General features: G+C 40.6%; 20 protein-coding genes. 5 read left to right on the forward strand and 15 right to left on the reverse strand.

The features are described from left to right. Positions 1-110 precede the first annotated feature (110 nt). Complete coding sequence (gene dapA / locus PISS_RS18050) at positions 111-1028, forward strand: 4-hydroxy-tetrahydrodipicolinate synthase (protein WP_013463216.1); 918 nt, start codon at positions 111-113, stop codon at positions 1026-1028. A 72-nt stretch (positions 1029-1100) separates the two neighbouring features. Here the strand turns inward: dapA and PISS_RS18055 are convergent, their stop codons facing one another. Together PISS_RS18055 and PISS_RS18060 are read right to left on the reverse strand one after the other, a co-directional pair. Then, positions 1101-2918: an Lnb N-terminal periplasmic domain-containing protein gene (locus PISS_RS18055; RefSeq protein ID WP_058155982.1), complete on the reverse strand. Its 1818-nt coding sequence runs from the start codon at positions 2916-2918 to the stop codon at positions 1101-1103. Between the two features lie 39 nt (positions 2919-2957). Then, on the reverse strand, positions 2958-3425 hold the full coding sequence (locus tag PISS_RS18060) for a DUF3015 family protein (RefSeq protein ID WP_008115277.1): 468 nt from the start codon (positions 3423-3425) through the stop codon (positions 2958-2960). Between the two features lie 317 nt (positions 3426-3742). On the opposite strand from PISS_RS18060, the gene PISS_RS18065 reads away from it, so the two are divergent. After that, positions 3743-5044, forward strand: coding sequence for a DEAD/DEAH box helicase (locus PISS_RS18065; protein ID WP_058156118.1), 1302 nt, complete (start codon positions 3743-3745; stop codon positions 5042-5044). Positions 5045-5073: 29 nt separating this feature from the next. Here PISS_RS18065 and PISS_RS18070 read toward each other — a convergent pair whose 3' ends face one another. Then, entirely contained in the window at positions 5074-6579 is a 1506-nt protein-coding gene (locus PISS_RS18070) for an amidase family protein (RefSeq protein ID WP_058155984.1), read from the reverse strand. 92 nt (positions 6580-6671) lie between these two features. Next, positions 6672-8279, reverse strand: a complete 1608-nt coding sequence (locus tag PISS_RS18075) for an NAD(P)/FAD-dependent oxidoreductase (protein WP_013463219.1) — start codon at positions 8277-8279, stop codon at positions 6672-6674. A gap of 188 nt (positions 8280-8467) precedes the next feature. Between PISS_RS18075 and fdxA the strand changes: the two genes are divergently transcribed. Both fdxA and PISS_RS18085 read left to right on the forward strand, forming a co-directional pair. Continuing rightward, the gene (gene fdxA / locus PISS_RS18080; RefSeq protein WP_008114035.1) at positions 8468-8791 is read left to right on the forward strand and encodes a ferredoxin FdxA; all 324 of its coding nucleotides are present in this window, start codon (positions 8468-8470) and stop codon (positions 8789-8791) included. Between the two features lie 141 nt (positions 8792-8932). Next, positions 8933-11179, forward strand: a complete 2247-nt coding sequence (locus PISS_RS18085) for a carbohydrate binding family 9 domain-containing protein (RefSeq protein ID WP_033104193.1) — start codon at positions 8933-8935, stop codon at positions 11177-11179. Positions 11180-11530: 351 nt separating this feature from the next. On the opposite strand, the gene PISS_RS18095 is transcribed toward PISS_RS18085, so the two are convergent. The 7 genes from PISS_RS18095 to PISS_RS18125 all read right to left on the reverse strand — a co-directional run bounded on the left by PISS_RS18095 (position 11531) and on the right by PISS_RS18125 (position 18342). Next, positions 11531-12235 (reverse strand): TorF family putative porin, encoded by a 705-nt coding sequence (locus PISS_RS18095; RefSeq protein WP_028834775.1) that lies wholly within the window; start codon positions 12233-12235, stop codon positions 11531-11533. Positions 12236-12243: 8 nt separating this feature from the next. Next, positions 12244-13461, reverse strand: coding sequence for a BCCT family transporter (locus PISS_RS18100; RefSeq protein WP_013463220.1), 1218 nt, complete (start codon positions 13459-13461; stop codon positions 12244-12246). Between the two features lie 165 nt (positions 13462-13626). Beyond that, the gene (gene betA, locus PISS_RS18105) at positions 13627-15294 is read right to left on the reverse strand and encodes a choline dehydrogenase (RefSeq protein WP_058155986.1); all 1668 of its coding nucleotides are present in this window, start codon (positions 15292-15294) and stop codon (positions 13627-13629) included. Positions 15295-15303: 9 nt separating this feature from the next. Beyond that, complete coding sequence (betB, locus tag PISS_RS18110; RefSeq protein ID WP_058156121.1) at positions 15304-16767, reverse strand: betaine-aldehyde dehydrogenase; 1464 nt, start codon at positions 16765-16767, stop codon at positions 15304-15306. 1 nt (position 16768) lies between these two features. Continuing rightward, on the reverse strand, positions 16769-17344 hold the full coding sequence (gene betI, locus PISS_RS18115; protein WP_024600892.1) for a transcriptional regulator BetI: 576 nt from the start codon (positions 17342-17344) through the stop codon (positions 16769-16771). A 438-nt stretch (positions 17345-17782) separates the two neighbouring features. Further along, positions 17783-18085 (reverse strand): hypothetical protein, encoded by a 303-nt coding sequence (locus tag PISS_RS18120; RefSeq protein WP_024600891.1) that lies wholly within the window; start codon positions 18083-18085, stop codon positions 17783-17785. Continuing rightward, positions 18085-18342, reverse strand: a complete 258-nt coding sequence (locus PISS_RS18125; RefSeq protein WP_013463225.1) for a DUF3081 domain-containing protein — start codon at positions 18340-18342, stop codon at positions 18085-18087. Before PISS_RS18125 ends, PISS_RS18120 begins: the two co-directional genes overlap by 1 nt. Positions 18343-18488: 146 nt before the next feature. Between PISS_RS18125 and PISS_RS18130 the strand changes: the two genes are divergently transcribed. Continuing rightward, positions 18489-19769 (forward strand): flavohemoglobin expression-modulating QEGLA motif protein, encoded by a 1281-nt coding sequence (locus tag PISS_RS18130; protein WP_024600890.1) that lies wholly within the window; start codon positions 18489-18491, stop codon positions 19767-19769. A 213-nt stretch (positions 19770-19982) separates the two neighbouring features. Here PISS_RS18130 and PISS_RS18135 read toward each other — a convergent pair whose 3' ends face one another. From PISS_RS18135 to PISS_RS18150, 4 genes are all read right to left on the reverse strand, one after another. Next, positions 19983-20786 carry a DUF1338 domain-containing protein gene (locus tag PISS_RS18135; RefSeq protein ID WP_013463227.1) on the reverse strand — a complete coding sequence of 268 codons (804 nt, stop codon included), beginning with the start codon at positions 20784-20786 and terminating at the stop codon, positions 19983-19985. Between the two features lie 27 nt (positions 20787-20813). Then, positions 20814-22280 (reverse strand): succinylglutamate-semialdehyde dehydrogenase, encoded by a 1467-nt coding sequence (gene astD, locus PISS_RS18140; protein ID WP_058155988.1) that lies wholly within the window; start codon positions 22278-22280, stop codon positions 20814-20816. Between the two features lie 8 nt (positions 22281-22288). Continuing rightward, a complete protein-coding gene (gene astA / locus PISS_RS18145; RefSeq protein ID WP_013463229.1) occupies positions 22289-23323 on the reverse strand; it encodes an arginine N-succinyltransferase in 1035 nt (344 codons plus the stop codon). 81 nt (positions 23324-23404) lie between these two features. Next, the gene (locus PISS_RS18150; RefSeq protein WP_024600888.1) at positions 23405-24610 is read right to left on the reverse strand and encodes an aspartate aminotransferase family protein; all 1206 of its coding nucleotides are present in this window, start codon (positions 24608-24610) and stop codon (positions 23405-23407) included. Between the last annotated feature and the right edge of the window lie 17 nt (positions 24611-24627).

The following is a 24627-nucleotide window of genomic DNA, read 5'->3' on the forward strand; positions in this document are numbered from 1 at the left end:
CATCAAACTCAATAACACAAGCCATTTTATAATTAAATACTGGCTATCACTGCAAATAGCGCGGTAAATATGGTACAAATAGGGCAAGTATTAATAACAATGATTTTTTTATGCGCACCCTAGAACAAATTAAACAAGCAAGCCTTATTACTGCAATTAAAACACCTTACTTAGCCAATGGTGAGATCGATCTTGCAAAGTATGATGAACTCGTTGAAATACAAATTGCAGCGGGTGTTGACGGCATAGTTGTTGGTGGCACCACCGGTGAAGGCCAGTTAATGAACTGGGAAGAGCACTTAATGCTAATTGCGCACAGTGCCAATAAATTTGGTGAGCAATTACTGATTGTAGGTAACACCGGCAGTAATAATACGCGCGAAGCAATTAAAGCAACAAAATATGGTTTTGCCAGCGGCATGCATGCCTCATTACAAATTAACCCTTACTACGGGCGCACATCAATTGCCGGTGTTAAAGAGCACTTTAAACGTGTGCTTGATATTGGTCCGGCGTTTATTTACAACGTAGCAGGGCGCACAGGTCAAGACCTCACCCCTGATATTATTGAACCACTGGCCCAGCATGAGCACTTTATTGGTGTTAAAGAATGTGGTGGCAATGAGCGTATAGCGCACTATGAACGACAGGGTATTGCGTGTTGGTCTGGTAATGATGACGAAGCACACGATGCACGCCATACTCATAAAGCACATGGCGTTATTTCAGTTACGTCTAACCTGATCCCGGGTTTGTTCCGTCAATTAATGGATAGCAAAAATGATGCGCTAAATAATTCATTACAACCATTAATGAACTGGCTGTTTTGCGAGCCAAACCCAATTGCCATTAACACCGCGATGATCATGACAGGCGCGGTAAACCCTGTGTTTAGAATGCCTTATGTGCCGCTTAGCGATGAGCAACAGCAACAAGGTGAAACCCTAATTAATCAGCTTAATGAGCAAGATTTTGTCGGTAGTCGAGCGCAGTGTGTGGATATTAGTAAGGTTTTGATTTTATCTTAAACTGTTAGACTATTTATTAAATACTAAATTTTCAAAGCAGCCTACTGTATACACAGAGGCTGCTTTTTTATGTCACTGCCAATAGTAGTTGAGTTTAAGCTGCCACATAGCTGAATTAGCGCGAGTGACCGCTAATCTAATATCAATATCTTGGCTTAAAGGCACTGCCAGTTCTAGTTTGGTTTGCGCAGGGTTTTTGGCATTTAAGAATGACTTTTCATAGGATGCTTTAAGTTTAATACCTGAGTCAGTACCAGTAATAATCCCCACTTCTACCGACGAATCATAAAAGTGGCTGTTTTTAGCTAAATCACCTAAATAACCATTAATTAAGCTATAGGCTAAGGTGTTGTTGCTAAATTGCCAAGCTTGTCCGGCTCCCCCCATAACAAAGCTACGTTTACAGATTCTGCACAGTGCTGGTTGTCTGTCGAATCCAACATTAATTTTCCACGACCACTTAGATTCATTAGCCCAAGATAATTGGTTTGGATTGAATGACTCCAAATCTAATAAATGAACTTTGTTTATGTAAGTTTCGCCATCAGTAAACATCAGCTCGGTTTCTAACATTTCTAAATTAGAAAATGGAATGCGGGCAATATCAGAGGCAAGGGTATCAAAATAACTCAACCTAAACCCCAAAGTGTACTGTGTTTGCTCAGCCGTGTGCACCGCAGAAACTGAGCTATTAGAGGGCTTTTGCCCTTGATGTGGTGGCTGTTGGGTAAATTGAAATTTTACTTTGTTTTCGCCCATTGGCAGCTTTAAGCGCGCTTTAATCAGTGCATTTTTTAACTCACTTATTTTTACTGGGGTTTGCTTTTGAATTTGTTTTACTTGTACGAGTTCAAATAAAGCCCCAATAATGGCTTTTTGAGACTGTACTGGCAAAGCTAAAAAAGATTTGCTTTTAAGTACTGCTGATTCAGCAAAGATTTGTTTAGCAAAGTTGAGCTCTTTTTCACTTAAAGATTGAACGTGCTTGGCAAATACAGTGTCGCGCGAGGGGGTAAATGTGATCTTTTTAACCGCCGATTGGCCTTGGTAAGTGGCCGTGTTTAATCTTGAAAAAATAGTGGCTGGTATTACCCAAGGAGCGCCTTCGCTGGTTAGTTGATCGCCAATAACAAGTTCAATAATTTGCGCAAGATGAAATGCACAGTTTTCATCGACAAAGTAATAATCAAATTCAGTGCCTAAAATTTCCCATAAGTGATTAGCAATAAAAACCACATCGCGCTCGTTTAGATTGAGGGTATATTCCCATAAATCTCTTAATTCTATTTCACCATAGTTGTGCTGGTGGCGATAAAACAATTGATCTGAAAAACCGGCTTTATAACCACCAAACAAGCCCTTGAGAATATACACCAAGCCGTTTTCATTATCTGGAACGTGTGCGCCATAGTTAATACTGTAATCTAATAATTTGTTTTTTGATTCGGTCGAGCGATTAAGTTTAAGTAATAAATGACCATATAATGATGCGGGATTACTCATATAACCAGATGCAAATACTAAACTAACAGAGTGAATTGCTTGTTGCTCTCGCCATTGCTTTAATTTTGGGCACTCTGCAGCTGGCATTGAAAAGGTTAAACCTTGCTCTTTGAGCCATTGGTAACGAGCAGGGTAGCGACATGGCATTGAGGGCAGGTTATTAAAAGCATGGATTGTTGCTTTTAATTCGGCAGCCGGATCAGTACGTCCGTTATCTGCAATAAAAAATGATGCGTTAGTAATATAACTGATGGTAGCTGGTTGGTTTTTGTAATGCCCTAATTTCAACCATATTGGGTGTTTGGCTAAAACAGAGATAGATTGCGTGGCAGAGCTTGAGAAAGAGATGAATAAAAAAGCACTAATTAAATAAAATAGAGGTTTCATTGTTTAACCAAAAAAAAGGGCTGTTAAGCCCTTTAATTATTAGATTGCAGCGCATTGAGATGAAAAGTTAGTTGTAATTTTACCTTCAACTAATTCATAAAATGCTTGTGCATTGTCTATTGGCGCGTTTGCGTAATCGTTACGTACCGAAGTGATAATTTGTTGATGTGCAGTTACATCACAACCACGTACGTTAAGCATTGCAGCGATATACTCGCCTTCACCCTGTGCTATTTCTTGTTCTAATACAGGAAAAGTTTGTTGAATAAACTGCGCTGTTTTTACGTTAGCGCCTTCACAACTTTCTACTGAAGAGATGTTAGAAGACACTGCAGTTGTGCCTAAATCCCAAATAATATTAGAAATTGCTGCAGCAACGCCATTATCTGGGAAAACCATCGCGCCAATACCACATTGTTGCCATGGGTTGATGCCACTTTTTGCTTGTGACGGCATTGAAACAAACGCGCTTACTAATACCGCAGCAGTTAAACATCTTTTTATCATTATTAATTTCCTTTAATTTATATTCACCCCACAAAATGGGCGGGAAAGTGTACCTGCTTTTTTTATTTAAATGCAAATGGTTATGTAACACAATGTAAAAGAACGGTGTAAAGTTTATAAAATCGCAATAAAGAAGTGAATAAGCGAGGATTAATATTGCGAGTTAAAATCATTTAGCTAACTCAAACAGCGTCTAATAATAGCTAATTACCCCGCATTTTATAAATTAGTGGTTTCTGGTGTTTAAAACTAACTGTTTAAGCGATTTTACTGTATAATTTGCGACCCTTGATAATGTGGCCGCAGGTTATACAGCAATGAATTTTAAATCTTTTAGTTTTGCCCCTGAACTTATTCAGGCGTTAGACGAACTTAATTACCACACCCTTACGCCCATTCAGCGCGCAGCTATTCCGGCTGTTCGTAAAGGTAAAGACGTTTTAGCGAGTGCTCAAACCGGCACAGGTAAAACCGCTGCCTTTGCACTCCCTATTATCCAAAAGTTATTTGAGTCAGATAGCAGTACTACGAATGCGCCAAGCGCCTTAATCCTTGCACCTACGCGTGAGCTTGCAGAGCAAATAGCGAATAACTTTAAAGACTTTGCTAAGTACACTTCGCTAAAAGTAGTGAGTTTATTTGGTGGTGTTAATACCGCAGGACAAGAAATTGCACTCAAAGAAGGTGTGGATATTGTAGTAGCAACACCAGGGCGTTTACTTGATCATATTCGTTTAGGTAACTTAAGCCTTGCCCAAGTAAAACACTTAGTACTTGATGAAGCTGACCGTATGCTCGATATGGGCTTTATTAATGACATGCAAAGCGTGATAAAAAGCTGTGCTGATGAGCGTCAAATCTTATTGTTTTCAGCAACTTTCCCAGCAGCAATTAAACAATTTGCCTCTAAAGTGCTAAAGCAACCTGAAATTGTGCGTGTTGATCAAACTAACAGCACCGCAAGCACAGTACAACACGTGGTTTACCCGGTAGAAGAGCGCCGTAAGCAAGAGTTACTTTCTGAGCTAATTGGTAAGAAAAACTGGCAGCAAGTGCTGGTGTTTGTAAACATGAAAGAAACCGCAGATGAGCTAGTCACTGAGCTTAACCTAGACGGTATCCCAGCGGCAGTGTGTCATGGTGATAAATCGCAGGGTAACCGTCGTCGTGCGTTACGTGAATTCAAAGAAGGCAAAGTACGCGTTCTAGTTGCAACAGAAGTTGCAGCACGTGGTATTGATATTGACGGTTTACCGCGCGTTATTAATATTGATTTACCTTGGCTTGCTGAAGATTACGTACACCGCATTGGCCGTACAGGCCGTGCTGGTAACCAAGGACAAGCAATTTCGTTTGTTAGCCGCGAAGAAGAAAACATATTGTTTGAAATTGAAACCTTAATTGGTCAAAAAATTAAACGTGTTTACTTAGAAGGTTACGAAGTAAGTAATCGTGAAGTACTGATTGATAAAATTGGTAAAAAGCCAGCGCATTTACGCCGCACCCGTGCTAATAAGCCATCAGGCCAAGCTACCGGTGAAGCGAGAGCGAAGAACCGTTCGCGTATTTCTAATGTACGTAAAAGCTTAAAAGGCGAAAAGCTATCACTTAAAAAGTAAGATAGCTAAGCCATTAAAAAAACCTGAGTTTACTCAGGTTTTTTTATGCCTAATACATTATCGATAATAGCAGCGTACGCATAAGCAGCCGCTTCAGCATTTTGATTAGCAATAACCGACAGCCCAACCGGTAAGTGGCTTACTTTACCTACTGGCAAAGTGATATGGGTTGTTCCTGCAATGGCAGGCAATGAACTACTACTGCCTTTAAAGTTATCACCGTTAATTAAATCGGTTTTCCAGGCGGGCGAAACGGTGGGTGCAATCACAATATCGAGCTTATTATTGCGGTATAAATTGCTAATAGCGCGGTTTGCTAGTGCGCGATAACGCGCCTTGGTTTTTTGATATTGTTGTTTCTCACTCAAATCAACCGCGTTAGCTTGCTGTAAAATATCTTGCTCAAAGTAGAGCATTTCTTGCTGTTTATTTGCGGTATTGAATGCGATTAAATCGTCTAAGCTTTTTACCGTTACTTGCGTTGGTGTTTGGCTTAAATAGTGATTAATTTCGGCTTTAAAGTCGTAAAGCAAGATGGCGTATTCATCAACGTAAAGTGTGCTTAAATCATCTTTTACTTCAACATTGACAACGGTATGACCTGCGTCTTTTAATGCTTGTAGCTGTTTAGCGTAAAGTTTTTGTGTTTCCACAGTAAACTTACTGGCAGGTAAAGCGCCTATCCTCAGTGACGGCTTAGGCGCTATACTATCAAGCTTTCTATTTACGTTGAGTGTTGATACATCATTAGGGTCTTCCCCTTGAATGACAGACAATACTGCGAGTGCATCTTTTAAAGAATGTGCCATTGGGCCTACCGAATCTTGGCTACTAGAAAGTGGCACCACGCCTGCGCGCGAAACTTGTCCCATACTGGGTTTTATGGCGTACACCCCATTAACAGATGCAGGGCAGGTAATTGAGCCGTCGGTTTCAGTGCCCAGCGCAATAGGTGCAAAATTTAAAGCAACCGCGACAGCAGAGCCCGAACTTGAGCCACACGGATTACGCGTTACATCATGGGCGTTATGGGTTTGCCCACCTATTGCACTCCAACCAGATGACGAATACGATGAGCGAAAATTAGCCCATTCACTTAAGTTCGCTTTGCCTAAAATAATAGCGCCTGCTTGGCGTAATTGTTTAACCACAAAGGCATCTTTATTGGTAATGTTATTTTTTAGTGCTAATGAGCCCGCTGTAGTGGGTAATGTACCTGTTGTTTCAATGTTATCTTTTAGTAATACCGCAATACCATGTAAAGGGCCTGCCCATTTTCCGGCTTTAAACAGTGCATCGAGTTCTTTGGCTTGTTCAATTGCAGTGGGCTCAATACTAATTACTGCATTATATTTAGGATTGAGCGCGTTTATTCTGTCGATATAAGTGCGGGTAAGCTGTTCAGCTGTAGTGCTATTATTTTTATAGGCGCTGTGAATGTCACTAATAGTTTTAAGCTCTGTATTGTTAGCCGCTGCGTGTAAGTTAGTTATTGTACAAACACATAAGGTTAAAAGTAGCCGTTTTATACTCATTGTTATTATCTATTTTATGGAAACACAGGTTATTTTTAGCACAAAAAAACCTCACATTGTGAGGTTTTTCGATAAAGGTCGATTAAATCGAGTTAGGCGTTTTCTAGCATCGATAACGCAACCGCCTCTGCGGCTTTAATACCATCAATACCCGCTGATAAAATACCACCCGCATAACCCGCGCCTTCACCTGCAGGGTAAAGCCCTTTAGTATTAATACTTTGGAAGGTTTTATCGCGCTTGATACTTATTGGTGATGAAGTACGCGTTTCTACCCCAGTGAGTAAGCCATCATTAGTTGAAAAACCACGAATTTGCTTGTTAAAAGCAGGAATTGCTTCACGCAAGGCTTCAATCGCAAAAGGAGGTAATACGTTGCTCAAATCAGTCAGTTTTATGCCCGGCGTATACGAAGGCTGTACATCGCCTAAATTAGCCGATGATTTACCTTTTAAAAAGTCGCCAATAAGCTGTGCAGGGGCATCGTAGTTTTTACCACCAAGTTCATAGGCTTGCTCTTCTAGTTTACGCTGTAAATCAATGCCGGCTAGGGGATGCCCAGGGAAGTCTTTTTCTGGCGAAATACCCACTACAATAGCGCTGTTAGCATTACGTTCACTACGTGAATATTGGCTCATGCCATTGGTGACGACTCGGCCTTCTTCAGATGTTGCGGCAACTACTGTGCCGCCAGGGCACATACAAAAGCTATATACAGTACGGCCGTTATTACAATGGTGTACTAATTTGTAATCTGCAGAGCCTAAAATAGGGTTACCCGCATTATCGCCAAAGCGGCATTCATCAATCATTGATTGCTTATGTTCTATTCTAAAGCCCACTGAAAAGGGTTTAGCTTCAACATAAATGCCTTTATCGTGGATCATTTTAAACGTATCGCGGGCACTGTGGCCAACCGCTAATATCACATGGCGAGTTTCGAGCTGTTCACCATTAGAAAGCGTAAGCCCAGTCACTTGGCCGTTGTCTAAATGGATATCGTCAACGCGCGTGCTAAAACGAATTTCTCCACCAAGTTCAATAATACGTGCACGCATTTTTTCAATCATGGTTACCAGTTTAAAGGTACCAATATGCGGCTTACTCACGTATAAAATTTCTTCAGGAGCGCCGGCCTCTACAAACTCAGTAATGACTTTACGACCATAATGTTTAGGGTCTTTTACTTGGCTGTAGAGCTTACCGTCTGAGAACGTGCCTGCGCCACCTTCACCAAACTGTACGTTTGATTCTGTATTAAGGGCTTTTTTACGCCAAAAGCCAAAGGTGTCTTTGGTGCGCTCACGCACTTCTTTACCGCGCTCTAAAATAATTGGGTTAAAGCCCATTTGTGCCAACACTAAACCGGCAAATAAGCCACAAGGGCCAAAGCCAATTACCACAGGGCGTTCTTTAATACTGCTATTGGCGTGCGCTACAAATTTGTAGTTGGTGTCAGGGGAGACTTTAACGTGTTGGTCTTTTTCAAACGAGGTTAACAGTTGTGCTTCGTTATCCACTTCAACATCAAGCGTGTAAATCAGTAAAATGGCGCTTTTTTTACGTGCATCGTAACCGCGTTTAAACACATTGTAGCTGTGTAGCTGCTCTGGGCTTATATTTAATTTATTGATGATGGCTTGGCCAATGGCATTTTCGTCATGGTCAAGCGGCAGCTTTATTTCGGTTAAACGTATCATTAATATCTCTTTAGGTGTCATAGCGGGGATTAAATTCCGCTCACAATAAGGGGTGTGCACAAAGCGCTGATTTATAAGCGCCATATGTTACGTTAAATTGCCCACTTTTGGCACTTATTTATTGTGTTTTGGTAAGGGTTGGGTATGATCCGCAGCTGTTATTGTGAAACATTAGGTATTAAACCATTATGGCGTTTGTAGTCACCGAAAATTGTATAAAATGTAAGTACACTGATTGCGTATCAGTATGCCCTGCAGATGCATTTTTTGAAGGTCCTAATTTTTTGGCTATTAGTCCTATTGACTGTATTGACTGTGGTTTATGCGTACCTGAGTGTGCCGCTGATGCTATTTTTCAAGAAGATGAATTACCTGAATCGCAAAAAGAGTTTACCCAATTAAATGCGGAGCTAGCAGAAATATGGCCACGCATCACCCAAGTTAAACCCGCCCCGGAAGATGCCGATAGCTGGAATGGTGTGGCTAATAAATTAAAACTTCTCGACACATAATCATTCCACTTCGTTGTGTATTAGTTTTTTGTTAATTTTATTGCAAATAATAGCGCGCAACTATTAACAAATGTACCTGTATAATTTACACTCCTGAGCAAAGTTTACTTTTAACAAGTAAATAAACCTAAATGGATGTTTATGCAGTACTTTATACCTATAAAAATAACAACATTGCTGTTTTTTATCAGCTTCAGCCTCGGTTTAACTCTCAGCCCTAATGCACTTGCCGATAAGCTTAATTATCAACTCGCGCACATTAATAAAAATATTGATGTAGATGGCGTGCTTAACGAGCCACATTGGCAACAAGCAACACATGTTGCGGTAAATTACCAAGATGAGCCGAATGAAAAAGGCACACCGCCAGTAAAAACAGATGCATACCTTTATGACGATGGTCATAATTTATATGTGGCGTTTGTAGCTTACGACCCCGATCCGAGTAAAATTCGCGCGGCGCTTCGTGATAGAGATACCCTCTGGCAAGATGATACTGTCGGTTTGGTGATTGATACCTTTAACGATGAACGTACAGGCTATGAGTTTTATGTAAACCCACTGGGCGCTCAAGGTGACCTTCGCATGACGGATACCGATGAATGGGTGTCAGACTTATCGTGGGATGCCATTTGGGACAGTGCCGGTACCATAAACGAGCAAGGTTACGTAGTTGAAATGCGTATTCCGTTTAAAGCGCTGCGATTTGCGCAAAATAAAGATCAATCTACCTGGGGTTTTGCTGTAATGCGAAACTATCAGCGTGATGTGTTGTATCAATTATCAAGCACAGGCTTTGACCGTGATATTAAATGTAGTTTATGTCAGTTTGACAAAATAAGCGGATTTAATAATTTAGCACCAAGTAAAAACCTACAGCTAACGCCAACATTAACCGCACTGAGAAACGATCAAAAAACACAAGTACCGGGTGCGTGGGATAATGGCGATGTAGACACTGAGGTTGGGCTTGATCTTCGTTGGGGGGTTACCAAAGATGCAGTAATTAATGCCACCATAAATCCAGACTTTTCTCAGGTAGAAACCGATTCGTTAGAACTGGATGTAAACACCACTTACTCTATTTATTACGCTGAAAAGCGTCCGTTTTTCTTAGATGGCGCGTCTTATTTTAAAAGTAATTTATTTGAACTCCTTTATACACGTACCATAGCTGAGCCAAATATTGGCGCCAAGCTCACCGGTAAAACCGACAGTCACAGTTATGCGCTGATGTTTGCAGATGACGATAACAGTAATATTTTATTGCCAAGTAACCAAGGCTCGGGCTTTGCTAACTTAAATGATAAAACCAAAGCGGCGGTGGCGCGTTATCAATATGATATTGGCCAACAAGGCACTATTGGTGTTACTTCAACGCATCGTGAAAGTAGCGACTACCATAATACGGTGCTATCGGTTGATGGCAGCTATTGGTTTAATCAGTCAGATACGCTCAATTATCAAATAGCGAATGCTGATACCAATAACTCGCCGTTTTTAGTTGATAACTACAATTTAGCAGACACTCAATCGGATATGGCGTATGCATTAAAGCTGACTCGCGATAAGCGCGATTATAAGCTTTACGCTACCTATGACAATATTGGTGAGGATTACCGTACCGACTTAGGTTATCAAGAAAAAGTAGACTACGAAAAAGTAGGCTTTGGTGGCGGTCAAACTTGGTATGGTGATGAGCATGACATGCTAACAACCTGGTCATACACCGCCGATTGGGATAAAACCTGGGCGCAGAATGGCGAGTTACTTGAAGAAGAATACGAAGGTTACATGACCTTTCAAGGTCAAAAGCAGTCTGTATTTGAGCTGGGTTTGTTAAATCGCTATGAAAATTATAACGGCAAGTTTTATAACCAAAATATTGGTTATTTTTATACGGCTTTTAGACCGTCAAAAGATCTGAGATTATCGTTATATGCCGAATATGCAAGCCGTATAGATTACACTAATGAGCAGCTAGGCGATGTTTTAACCACACAATCGCAGGCTGTTTGGGATATTAATAACCATTGGCAGGTCGATGTTAGGCATAATTATAGCCATTTAGATGATTACCAAGGGCGACGTGTTTTTACCGCAAACCTTATTGATTTTAGGCTTTATTATAAGTTTAGTATGCGCGCTATGCTTAAGCTGATTTTACAGTTTGAAGATATAGACAGAAATGAGGATGCTTACTTTTATCAGGTTAGCGAAATCAACAAAGATTACGGTAGTCAGCTGGTGTACTCATACAAAATTAACGCACAAACCTTATTTTACTTAGGGTATTCAGATAAAGGTTATCAGGATGACTCGTTAAAAAGCATTGAGCGAGACCAACGTACTTTCTTTACTAAAGTCAGTTATGCGTGGCAGTTATAACGCTATAAATACTATAAAAGCAAGATTTTGCTAGGCAATAAAAAACACGCTAACCAGTAGCGTGTTTTTTTATATTTACTAGGGTCTGTTGACCTTTGTGGATTGAAATTTGTTCAAACTAGGGGGTGTTTAATCGCGGCGCGAGGTTTGTAACCTAGTGGGCTAAGTAAAAACCGAGCAAAAAAGAGTAAATAGCCCCTAGGAAGAACCCTTTGGGCATCGCCTGTTTGGCATTAATGCTACGTTATCGCCTATTTATGGGGAATAACACTACATAGGCTCTGCTTTGCCTAAATACCAAACAGGCTGCTGCAAATTCAATCTTAAAAGTACAACAGACCCTGCTAACTATTACAAGTCAAATGTACGTGAGATAGCCAGTACAATTCGCTCATCTGCGTAATCGTAATCTAGGCTGGTATTCTCAGCAGCCACTTCAATGCCAAACCCTTCATAGCTCGTTTGGTATGCTAAGCGGTAGTGATAATACGATTTGTCGCCCTTAGCTTCATCCCATTGGAACTTATTGCCATCGAGTGAGTTTGAAATATCAAAGCTGGCACGAATCGCATGATTTGGTGCAAGCTCGTAAGTGTGCGCAATCATAGAAATCACATGGCCAGTATCGTAGCCAAAGTAATCCCAGCTGTACCAAAAGTTAAGCTCTGTTTGGCCGTAGTCACTGGCGTAACCAAATTTAGTATACGCTTCTGCGTAGTTACCATCGCTGTTATTACCTTGGTAAGTGTAATAAGCAATACCGTAATCCAGGCTTACTTGTTCGTTTAACTGAATGTATCGGCCTACGTAAGCATCTAGTTCAAAGTCGGTGTCATCACCAAAATCAACGTTTGATGCCCATACACCGGCATAAACACCGTTATCATACGCGTAGTCAAGGCTTGCTTGCAGTGCCGGATCGTTATCTGTTTGTGATACACCATTAAAGGTGTAATCAGATGCAGCCGTAATCGTTGTTGACCAGTTAGCCGCTGCCGTTGTTGATAAAACGGTGAACGGTAAAGCGATAAAAAGTTGTTTTAATTTATTGTTCATGTGTTTTCCTAGCTGATAGTTTCTATTTTTGTGTAATCAATTTTATTCGCTTTAGGCGATCCTTCGATATTGCTGACCGTTTTAAGTTTGCTGTAGGCAATAAAACCAAGGCAAATAAAGAATAACCCTATAACTAAAGCACCAACCCATTGAATTTGCAAAAACTCAAGCTTAAATAGCAATGTTAGTAGCGACAAAGCGACAACGTTCATGGCAATATATTTAAATTTACCAAAGCGTTTTACGGTTAGGTTTAAATTATCTGTGTATAAACGGATCAGTGAATCGAGCGAGTTAATAACAAATACGATACCTACAAATACCATAGCAAAGTTTTTGATTCCCTCGGTTGGAATACCGGCTTCATGGTAGTGATATAACACACTAAACCAGATAGCGATTGGAATCGATGGGAAAATCAGCATAGCACCAAGGACTTGATAGGTTTTTAAACCGCCCACAAAACGCGATGTAAATTGACCAATCATAATGCTCCACGCAAACCACCAAAATAAGTAAAACTCATGGTAATCATTCAGTGGTAATACAAACTCATTGATGTTGGCAAAGTAATTACCAATTAATCCGATGTTTTTAGTAAATGCAGAGAGTTCACTGTCGCCAAATAAGAAGGCATCAGCCCACATAAAGCCAATTAGGGCGATAAACAACCAAGTAGTTGCAATACTTAAAAAGCGCACATATTTAATATCGGTACTTGAATACACCGCAAAGCAAATAGCGGCAAGCACGATTAAGTAAAACGCAGGAATAACATTTGAGCCATCACCGAGTTCAGGTAAATACCACGGCAAGTTACTCAGTAATAAGTAAGCGGTAAACGCACAAGTACCAATAATGACCACATTGTTTAAAAACTTAACCCATGGAATTTCAAAAAACTTCACTTTGGGTTCTATTACACAGAAATAAAAGCACGTAAGAAAATAAAATCCCCAAATTAAAAATCCCCAATAACCAAACTCAATTGAGAGCGGATTGGCAAATGCATATTCTGGGCTTGCTTTTATGTCTGCATAACCGGCAAATTCGGTTAAAGGAAACATAATAAGGCCAACGTCTAGGCCCGAGGTAAACAGGATTGCTATAAAAGTGAATGTTCTCACTGGTGTGACGCCTACTACGCGTACATTGCCCCATTTTATTAAAATAGTAACAATGGCAAGTAAGGTGAAAATAATGCCTGCATTAAGCCAAATAGTCATTATCGCCCTCCCAGAATGAATAAAAATAACACATATATACTCCGTTTTTTATTGTGCTTGCATTAACACAGGCATAACCTATTTATGCTTGTGAGCCACTGCAAGGCGCATAAAGGCACTCCTTAAAGCATTTTGCTAAAAGAGTGGCCTTTATGGCAGGCTAAATTAAAGGGTTTTATTTCGTTGTGAAGTTTGCCAATCAGTGGCATTCACAACATCAACTCCTGTATGAGCTAAAGGCTTATTACCTAAAATAATATCAGCGGCTTTTTCGGCCACCATGATGGTAGGCGCATTTAAATTACCATTAGGTATGGTTGGAAAAATCGACGAGTCAACTACACGCAAGCTTTGCATGCCATGCACTTGGGTATTTGAGTTAACTACAGCCATGTCGTCTTCACCCATTTTACAAGAGCAAGAAGGGTGGTAAGCACTTTCCACTGCTTGGCGCACAAAGGCATCAATTTGCTCATCCGTTTGAACTTGTTGCCCTGGTTGAATTTCTTCACCACGGAAGTCGTCAAAGGCAGCTTGTTCAATAATTTCACGCGTTAAACGTACGCACGCCCTAAAGCCTTCAATGTCGTCTTGATGCTCAAGATAATTAAACACAATCTTTGGCGGCTGCGTCGGATCTGCTGAGGCAATAGTGACACTGCCACGACTTTTAGGTTTGTTATGACCTACATGCACTTGAAAACCATGCCCTGCAAAAGCACTGCGTCCATCATAACGCATCGCTGCCGGTAAAAAGTGATACTGAATATCAGGCCACTCTACCCCCGGTTTTGAGCGAATAAAGGCACACGATTCAAAGTGATTAGTTGAGCCTAAACCTTTACGGGTAAGCAGCCATTTTGCACCAATTAAACCTTTAGAAAACAAGCCTAATTTACCGTTTAAGGTAATGGGTTGTTTACACTTATATTGAAAGTAAAACTCTAAATGGTCTTGCAAGTTTTGACCAACACCTGGTAGGTGATGTTTTACTTCAACACCTGTTTTTTCAAGTATTTGTGTATCACCAATACCGGACAGTTGTAACAGGTGAGGAGAACCGATAGAGCCCGCACTTAAAATAACCTCTTTACTTGCTTTGGCTGTTTTAACTGTACCATTGAGCTTGTATTCAACACCGGTTGCTTTTTTACCGTCTAAAATAACGCGCTGCGCAAGTGCACCGGTTACAATTGTTAGGTTACTGCGATGTTTAATCGGATCTAAATATTCACGAGAGGCTGAGCTGCGCACACCGTTTTTAACGGTCATGTGCATAGGGCCAAAGCCTTCTTGTTGAGCACTATTATAATCAGCTGTAGTGGCATAACCCGCTTGAGCACCAGCATCAATAAAGGCGCTATACAAAGGGTTTTCCATGTTATTACCGTTATTAACGCCAAGGGGGCCTTTTCCACCACGATGGCTGTTTTCACCTAGGTAAAAACTTTCTGCTTTTTTAAAATACGGTAAACAGGCTTGATAATCCCAGCCATTAGCGCCATGTTGCTGCCATTCATCAAAATCTTTCGCATGACCACGTACATACACCATGCCATTAATAGATGATGAGCCGCCAAGCACTTTACCGCGTGGGCAGTGCATTTCACGGTTATCTAAGTACTTTTCTGGCTGCGTATGAAATTGCCACGCATACTTATCGGTATTCATTGGTATCGACAGAGCAGTGGGCATTTTAATAAAGATGCTTTTATCGCTGCCGCCGGTTTCAAGTAACAATACCTTGTTACTTGAATCTTCAGACAAGCGATTTGCTAACACACAACCTGCTGAGCCCGCGCCTACAATAATATAATCAAAAGAGTGGTTCATAATGATTCCTTAAAATGGGCTTTCTATGTCAGCCATACCAACATAAACAGACTTAGTTTGCGTGTAATGATCAAGCGTTTGTATGCCGTTTTCGCGGCCGATACCTGATTGCTTATAGCCACCTACAGGCATTTCTGCCGGCGAGTTACCGTAAGCATTGATCCAACAAATCCCCGCTTGTAGCTGATGAATAACGCGATGAGCACGTTTAATATCGCTGGTGAAAACGCCAGCAGCTAAACCTAAGTGAGTGCCGTTAGCACGTGCAATTACATCATCTTCGTCATCAAATACTAAAACGCTCATTACTGGGCCAAAAATTTCTTCTTTAACAATCGTCATTTCATCGTTGCAATCAACAAATACGGTTGGCGCTACAAAATAACCATTTGGCGCAGATGCTGGTGAAAGCGTTGAGCCACCGGTTAATAGCGTTGCCCCTTCTTCAAGGCCTTTGTTGATGTAGCTCAGCACTAAATCTTGATGCTTTTTAGAAATAAGCGCGCCAAAGTTAGTGTTTAAATCTTGTGGATCACCGGCAATAATATTGTTTTCGGTGCGAGTTTTAAGCTCATCAATAAACTGCTGGTACACATTTTTGTGAACATAGATACGAGTGCAATTAGTACAAATTTCACCTTGGGTATAAAAGTTCCCTAACATTGCTGCGCTTACTGCTTGCTCTATATTGGCATCGTCAAAGACAAGTAACGGCGATTTACCACCTAGTTCCATAGTCACATCTTTTAATGTACCTGCTGCACTGGCGACGACTTTCTTACCGGTACCTACTTCACCAGTAAACGATACTTTTTCAATATCTTGATGTGCAGTAAGCCATTGGCCTACTTCACCCGCGCCTTGAACTACATTGAATACGCCAGCGGGTACACCTGCTTCAATAAATACCTCGGCTAATTTAATTGCGCCAAGCGGGGTTTCTTCTGAAGGTTTAAAAATAAATGCATTACCCGCAGCAAGGGCAGGGCCAGACTTCCAACATGCAATTTGTAATGGGTAGTTCCATGCACCAATACCAGCACAAATACCTAAAGGCTCTTTGCGTGTGTAGTAAAAGTCATCGCCAACCATTTGTTGTTGACCAACTTGCGCAGGGGCAAGGCCTGCAAAATATTCAATTACATCTGCGCCTGTTTCAACATCTACGCAGTTAGCTTCTTGCATTGGTTTACCGGTATCGAGCACTTCAACTAGTGCAAGCTCATCATTACGCTTGCGTAAAATAGCAACGGCGTTTAATAAAATACGGCTGCGCTCAATAGGGGTCATGGCTGACCAAACTTTAAAGCCTTGTTTTGCACTTTCAATTGCTGCGTTTTGAACGTATTCATCGGCAACTTCAACGGCATAAATTACTTGGCCGGTTGCAGGATTTACTACATCAAATGTTTCGCCGCTTTTGTTTGCAAGGAATTGACCGTTGATAAAGTTTTGATAGATAGGTGTAGTCACGTTAGGCTCCATATTGCTTGATAAGTGAATGCACGTAGTTTTTAGCCAGTGATTCACTGTGTTTAAACTGATTTTCGTCTGATTGGCTTAATACGGCTCGTAGCCATAAACCATCGATCATTGCTGCGGTTAACTCTGCCGCGAGGTTTGCTTGCGCTAAAGGCATTAATTGCTTAAATGAAACGGTTAAATTGCTTTGCAAGCGTTTGCTGTTTACATTTTGTAAACGATGAAGTTCCTTGTCGTGCATTGATTGCGCCCAAAAACTTAACCACGTCCGAGTGGTGTCTTTTCGTTGTTGTACTAGCGCAAAGTTTGATTCAACAATAAACATTAACCTTTGAGTTGGCGTGGTCTTTTCATCTACTTTGCTGATCAAGTCATATTTCAAGTTAGACAGTAAGTAACGCACAGTTGCTTCAATTAGCCCCTGTTTCCCACCAAAGTAATGGCTAATTATGCCAGAGGACATCCCCGCATTTTTGCTAATACTATTAATTGTGGTTGCTTGTAACCCTTTTTGAGCAACTGACTCTATTGTTGCGTCAATTAGCTGCTGACGCCTTACAGGTTCCATTCCAACTTTAGGCATGATTTTTATTAATTGATCGTTCAATAAAGATAAGCTTAAGGTAATAGCTCTAACAATTCAAGGTTCGTGCAAATGGTGAGTGCCTGAAATGTGGATAAATAATTAATAAAATAAGTCTAAAATGAAGTTATATCAACAAGCTGGGTTTTTATAAAATATCGTTTAATAACAATTTGTTATGTGTGTTTCTTTGATTGCCTTTTGCGGTGTAATTATTTGTTTACATAATTGGCGAAGCTTTTAGTGATTTATTTATTAGTGTGATAACTATTAGAGTACTAATTGTATTTTTTGTGGGCAGATTACTTTAAAAAGCGGTAAGGCGAGTTTGTGGGAAGATCCAAGAAAAAAGATTTAGGAAGTGAAATATGAGATTAATTTACAGAAATGTTAACTTAGTTAAGAGATAAATAAAGACGCTGTTTAGGTTTCAACAACGCCTTTAAAGAGCAAAGGATAACGTCTTAAACGGTTGCCAATATAATCATCAGCCATAATTTGGTCGCAAATTTCATCAATATTATCGGTCGCTTCAAATACCCAATCAAAACGTTCTATTGCAAGTAAAAATCCACGTTTTAAATGCGTTTGCGCACGGTAATAAGCAAGGTTGTTTTTGATGAGTTGCAGTTTTTCAGGCTCTGCTTTTAATTGCGCAATAACTTGATTAATAAACTGCAAATTGCGCGAACTGGTTGGTCTGTTTCTTCTATTTGTTGATCGCATCACTCTTCATTAGCTATGTTGTAAAGTTTTTTCAAAAAGTCGTCTTTGTGTTTGTCGTGTTCATAATCAAGGTGATAAGTATTATGAAACCCAAAGCGAAGTAAAACACCACTGCCTTGTAAATAGACGGTGTAGCCATCTATATCAGAATATGCAGTGATCCCTTGATAAAATTTACCTTCTTCTGTGACTTCTCCGCGTTGTTGAATGCGTTCGTAAACCGCTAGAATCTGTTTATTGTCGATTTCATTTTTCATTGTTTGTCCCTTTTATTTAATCACTCATACGCTATAGAAGTGAGGGTCGATCATCATAAAAACAATAGTCTAAAAAGTATGATATTGCTTTGTTATTTTTCATTTATAAATTATGCTCAAAGTTCACTTTTTGTTGAGCTTTTACCATGATAGACAAAGCGTTACTTTCGAAAACTCGTGAATTATCCGACCAACTCATTGCATTGCAAACACCTATTAGAATACTCGATGCAATAAATTGGGATAAACAAATTAAAGAGGAATTTTTTAGACAAAAATGTCAAAAAAATCCACTTATTGATCGTGCTTATTATCAACAGCGCGATTTAGGATTTGTTCCTAGCGAGTTGCGCCAAGCATTTTCAACACTGCACCGCAATATTATTAACCAGTTGGGGCAATTAAACCCAATTGCACAATATATGGGTAAAATGTGTACCGAATATAAAACGGTTCTGAGCATGCTTGAATACCGCGGTACGCCAGAGTTTCATGACTTATCAGTGGAGCTATTTGGTCATCCTAAAGATTTGTTTCATGCTGGTGAGCCATCGCTATCAGAACTGGCTAATATGCTTGAACAGCCTTTAAAAAATTTACTTGCAGCGGATATTTTGCCTGAAGATCCTAAAAATATTGATGCCAGCGACGCGGTGCGGATTTTATCTGAACAGGTCAATGCCAGCATGCCGGGAATAAACGTAGAAGTGATGCTAAGTGATGGTATTGTCAGCGATGCGGCAGCAGGTGCTAATAATATTAAGCTCAATCAAGATGTTAAGTTTTCTCAGCGCGAATTAGATATTTTAGAAGTGCACGAGGGCTGGATCCATGTAGGCACCACTCAAAATGGCTTAGCGCAACCTTATTTAACTTGCTTGAGTAAAGGCACACCAAGCTCTACGGTTACCCAAGAGGGGCTTGCAGTACTGACGGAAATTATTACTCTTAAATCAACACCACGTCGTTTATCAAAATTAGTAAACCGTATTCAAGCGGTGACGAAAGTGATTGATGGTGCTGAGTTTATCGATATTTACCGAGATTACGTTGCTCAAGGTTTATCAAAAGACGACAGCTATACTCTTGCACAGCGCGTTTTTAGAGGCAGTACCGCAACCGGCTTACCCTTTACCAAAGATATTGCTTACATAAAAGGCTTTGTTTTAGTTTACAACTTAATTAGGGTGGCGATACAGCTTGGTCGAATTGATCAGTTGCCATTATTGCTGGTGGGTAAAATATCAATTGATGACTTTAGATTAATATCGCAATTGCATGACTTAGGTGTCATTGAAAATCCGCAATTTGTGCCGCCTCATTTTAAAGATTTAAGAGGCCTTGCTACGTGGCTCAGCTTTGGTCGATTTATTGGCGATTTGTCTTTTGAACAATTAGAAAATGACTATAAACCGTTGTTTTTATAATATTAAAGAGGAAAGCTGCTCCTTTTTTAGCAAAAAACGCAGTGGGAATAAGCAACTGCGTTTAAGTTTACACACATAAGCCTGCATGCCCATAAGGGGGCAATTAATTGTTCTCATTTTTTATTGTTTTATCGATACATAAAATTGTTTTAAACCATTCATTAGGCATAAAAAAAGCCCAAAAGTGGGCTTTTTAAATTCAACACACTTTGGTTATCGTGCGTTGGTGCTTTCAAATATTTTGTCTGCAGAGGCAGCGACAAAACCGGTGTAAATTTCACCATCAGGTTTTGGATAACGAATAGCAAACTCGTAAAAACAGCTAGGAATGCGCATATCGCCATCGCTAAAGGTTACAGCGTATTCATCAGCTAATGTTGATGATTGCTCTAATAGTACCTCTGGTGAGCCTTTTACTTCACCCCCTGAGGTATTAAGTGAAAAACCAGCATCTTTAAGAGCTTGGTTTACATCATGGATGTTATCAAACTTAGCTAAGGTATTAATGTTCACAGTAAAGTGATTTGCACGGTAACCCCACGCAGACATCCACGCCGCATATTCGCTCTCTGCTAATAGCTTTTTGTAAGTATCAGTGCTTACTTGCCAATGTGTACCTGAATATAAAAAGTTATCGGCAGTCACCGCACTTTCGTCAATTTGTGCAACCATATCAGTAACAATTGCTTGAAGCTCAGGTGAACATTTTTCAACTAATAACTCAGAAATAAACACTTTAGGTTGCGTTGGATCGCTGTGCTCGTAGTGCTTAGCGTAGAGTTTTTTTGCTTCAAAATGGTACTCACCACATTCTTTGTAGCCAATGGCTAAAAAGTGTGCAGCTAGTTTTTCAAGGCCTACTTTTTCAATATTAAAAGTACGCAGCGCAATATGATCGTTGATTATGTCGTCTTTTTGCGTTGAGCCTAATAGGTCATGAATTTTGTCAGCCGATGGCGTTACGCTTAGGTAGTTTTGCCACAGGTTATCAAATAATGTGTTTACATCAGTATGCATGGTAAATCCTTAAATCTATTTAAATTGTTATTCAATTATTAAGCCCGGCGCGAGGGTTTGCGGTAAGTTAACTTTTTCTGACTCTACAGAGGCCACTGGGTATGCGCAATAATCTGCAGCGTAGTATGCACTGGCTCTGTGGTTGCCACTGGCACCTATACCACCAAATGGCGCTGCGCTTGATGCGCCTGTAATAGGGCGGTTCCAGTTAACAATACCGGCACGAATACGTTTTAAAAAGTGACTGTAATCATCTTCGCTATCAGCAAGTAAACCAGCAGATAAACCAAAGCTGGTGTTGTTTGCTTCTGTTATAGCGCTATTGAAATCAGTGTAACGATATACCTTTATAAGCGGGCCAAAGTGTTCTTCATCGGCAATTTCGCTTATATTAGTGACATCAATAATGCCCGGGCTTACAAACCCAGTGCCTGATTTTAACTGTTTAAGCTCAACAAGAATCTCAGCACCTTGTTTAACTAGCTCAGCTTGCGCTGCCACCATGCCTAGTGCGGCTTTTTCACTGATCATAGAACCCATAAAAGGTTGCTCGTCCGCAAAGCTATCGTCTACTAAGATATTTTTGGTGGCGCTGATCAGCTTTTCTAAAATAGCATCGCCATTGGGCGACTTTTCAATAAATAAACGGCGTGCACAAGTACAGCGTTGACCAGAGGTGATAAAACCAGACTGAATAATATCGTGCACGGCGGCGCTGACATCAGCAACATCTTTAACCACTAGCGGGTTATTACCGCCCATTTCAAGCGCTAAAATTTTACCTGGGTGGCCAGCAAATTGTTTATGTAATAAATGACCTGTGTTTGAGCTACCAGTAAAAAATAGGCCATCTATATCTTGATGTGAGGCCAGCGCTTTACCTGTTTCTAACTCACCTTGAACAAGGTTTATAACCCCAGCAGGTAAGCCTGCTTTTAACCATAGTTCTAAGGTAAACTGCGCTACATGAGGAGTTAATTCTGATGGTTTAAATACCACGGTATTACCGGCTAGTATGGCTGGTACAATATGGCCGTTTGGTAAATGCCCAGGGAAATTATACGGACCAAAAATAGCGACCACACCGTGAGGTTTGTGGCGAATAAAGGCTTTTGCACCAGGCATTGGGTTTTCGCTTGTACCAGTACGTTCATTGTAAGCACGGATCGCAATGGCCACTTTGCCTGTCATCGCGCCCACTTCTGTGCGTGTTTCCCATAGCGGTTTACCTGTTTCACGAGCAATAATAGTGGCAAACTCTTCGCTGTGTTCTTTTAGTTGGGCTACGAAGTTTTCTAAAATAGTAATACGTTGCTCAATTGGCATGTCTGCCCATTGAACTTGCGCGGCTCTTGCCGCTTTAATGGCACTGTCAACTTGCTCTGCGTTGGCGCCATTACCTTGCCATACAATTTCACCATTACTTGGGTTAATAGAATCAAACGCTGGGCCTTTGCCTACAAGCCATTGATTATTAATTAGTTGTGTGTTCATAAATAATGTTACAGGCGGAAAAATCGCGCTGCATCTCCTTGTTTTAAATGAAGTGCATCAGCTACTTCTTGGCTGATGATTAAGGTGTGCTTTGCCTGATTGTAATGAGCATGTTTAGTAAATGTGGCTCTGAAATCGCTAACCCCTTGATTACAAATAGCAAGGGTGTCTGAGCTTTGCTCATTGATATGTTCAAGCTCGCCAATAGTAATAGGGCACACCTGTGAATCACGAATACTGCGAATATTACCGAGCTTTGCTTCTACTGTGGGGCCTGCGTCAAATAAATCAACGTATCCGCGGTGTTCAAAGCCTTCTTTTTCAAGCAGTTTAAGTGCTGGTTTGGTTTTATCATGCACATGGCCAATCACCGCTTGTGCTTTTTTGCTCAGCAAATTCACATAGATAGGGTATTTAGGCATGAGTTCGCTAATAAACACTTTATCGCCTAATCCCACTAAATGGTCGGCTTGTGGGAATTCAATGCTAAAAAAGTGTTCCTGCAACCATTGCCAAAATGGCGAGTGACCGTCTTCATCGCTAACACCACGCATCTCAGCAATTACTGTGTCGGCAAAGCGCTCGCTGTGTTGCGCCATAAATAAAAAACGTGAACGTGATAAAAAACGTCCCGTCAGGCCTTTTCTACTGTCTTCACGTAAAAATAAAGTACATATTTCTGAGCAGCCAGTGTAGTCGTTACACATACTCAAAATATCTACGGTATTGTAAACGTTTAAAGTGGGTGAATGGTGAACGGTTTTACCTAGATGATAATGATACAAAGGTACAGATAACCCGACGGCCGCTTCAATGGCGGTAGTACCAATTACCTTGCCGGTTTCACTGTCTTCTAAAACAAATAGATAGCTTTCGTCGATGGGCTTATCTACGTTTTTAGTAAAACTGTTTTGCGCACGATCAATTTTTTCTTGTAGTTGCCCATCATCGACAGGTAAAGAGGTAAAGCCATGGCCAGACTCAATGGCAATCTCTTTAAGTGCTGCAAAATCATTGACAGTAATAGGACGTAATACTTGCATTAACTACTTGCTCCAACAACATATAAAATCCTGAGGTAAACGTGTGTTTGCCTCAGGACTTAGTTATGTTTTACTTAGTTATTAACCGTTTACTACATCGCTTACTGCTTTTTCAAAGCGAGCTAAGCCTTCTTTAATGTCCTCAAATGGGATCACTAATGAAGGTGTAAAACGAATAACGTTCATACCGGCTACTAAGTTCATTAAGCCGTTATTTGCACTTGCTACTAAAAAGTCACGAGCACGGCCTTCAAATTTCTCATTTAGTACCGCACCGATTAGTAAGCCTTTACCACGGACTTCGCTAAATACATGGTATTTTTCATTAATTGCATTTAAACCATCACGGAACATTTGTTCACGCTCTTTTACGCCATCTAATACAGCAGGCGTATTAACGGTATCAAATGCCGCTTCTGCAACAGCACAAGCCAACGGGTTACCACCATATGTAGACCCATGCGTGCCTACTTTTAGGTGTGCTGCAATTTCAGTGGTGGTGATCATAGCGCCAATTGGAAAACCGCCACCTAAGGCTTTAGCCGTAGTTAATATATCAGGAATAACATCTAAGCCTTCGTATGCGTATAAGTGACCTGTACGGCCAACGCCTGTTTGCACTTCATCAAAAATAAGTAGTGCGTTGTGTTTAGTACACAGTTCACGTACTTTTTGTGCAAATTCATTAGTTGGTGGCACAATGCCGCCTTCACCTTGTAATGGCTCCATCATTACCGCACAGGTATCATCACCAATTAAGGCTTCAAAAGCGGCAATATCATTGTAGTCACAATGAACAATATCAGCAGGTTTTGGACCAAAACCGTCAGAATAAGCAGCTTGGCCACCCACTGTTACAGTGAAAAATGTGCGACCATGAAAACCTTTATTGAAAGCAATAATTTTAGTTTTTTCAGCACCAAATTTATCCAGTGCAAAGCGACGTGCTAATTTTAATGCTGCTTCGTTTGCTTCAGCCCCTGAGTTTGCAAAGTAAACTTTTTCAGCAAACGTGGCATCAACCATTTTTTTAGCTAGACGAAGAGCTGGCTCATTGGTCATTACATTTGATAAGTGCCAAATTTTTTCGCCTTGCTCTTTAAGTGCACCGACTAATGCAGGATGGCAATGCCCTAAACAATTAACTGCAATACCACCGGCAAAATCGATAAATTCGTTATTGTTCTGATCCCACACACGTGAGCCTTCACCGCGAACAGGAACAACAGCCGAAGGGTTGTAATTAGGGACCATTACGTCGTTAAATAAATCTCTGGTTACTTGCATTTTTACACCTAAATTAT

Origin of the sequence: Pseudoalteromonas issachenkonii (genome assembly GCF_002310795.1) — a bacterium.
Lineage (GTDB): Bacteria > Pseudomonadota > Gammaproteobacteria > Enterobacterales > Alteromonadaceae > Pseudoalteromonas > Pseudoalteromonas tetraodonis.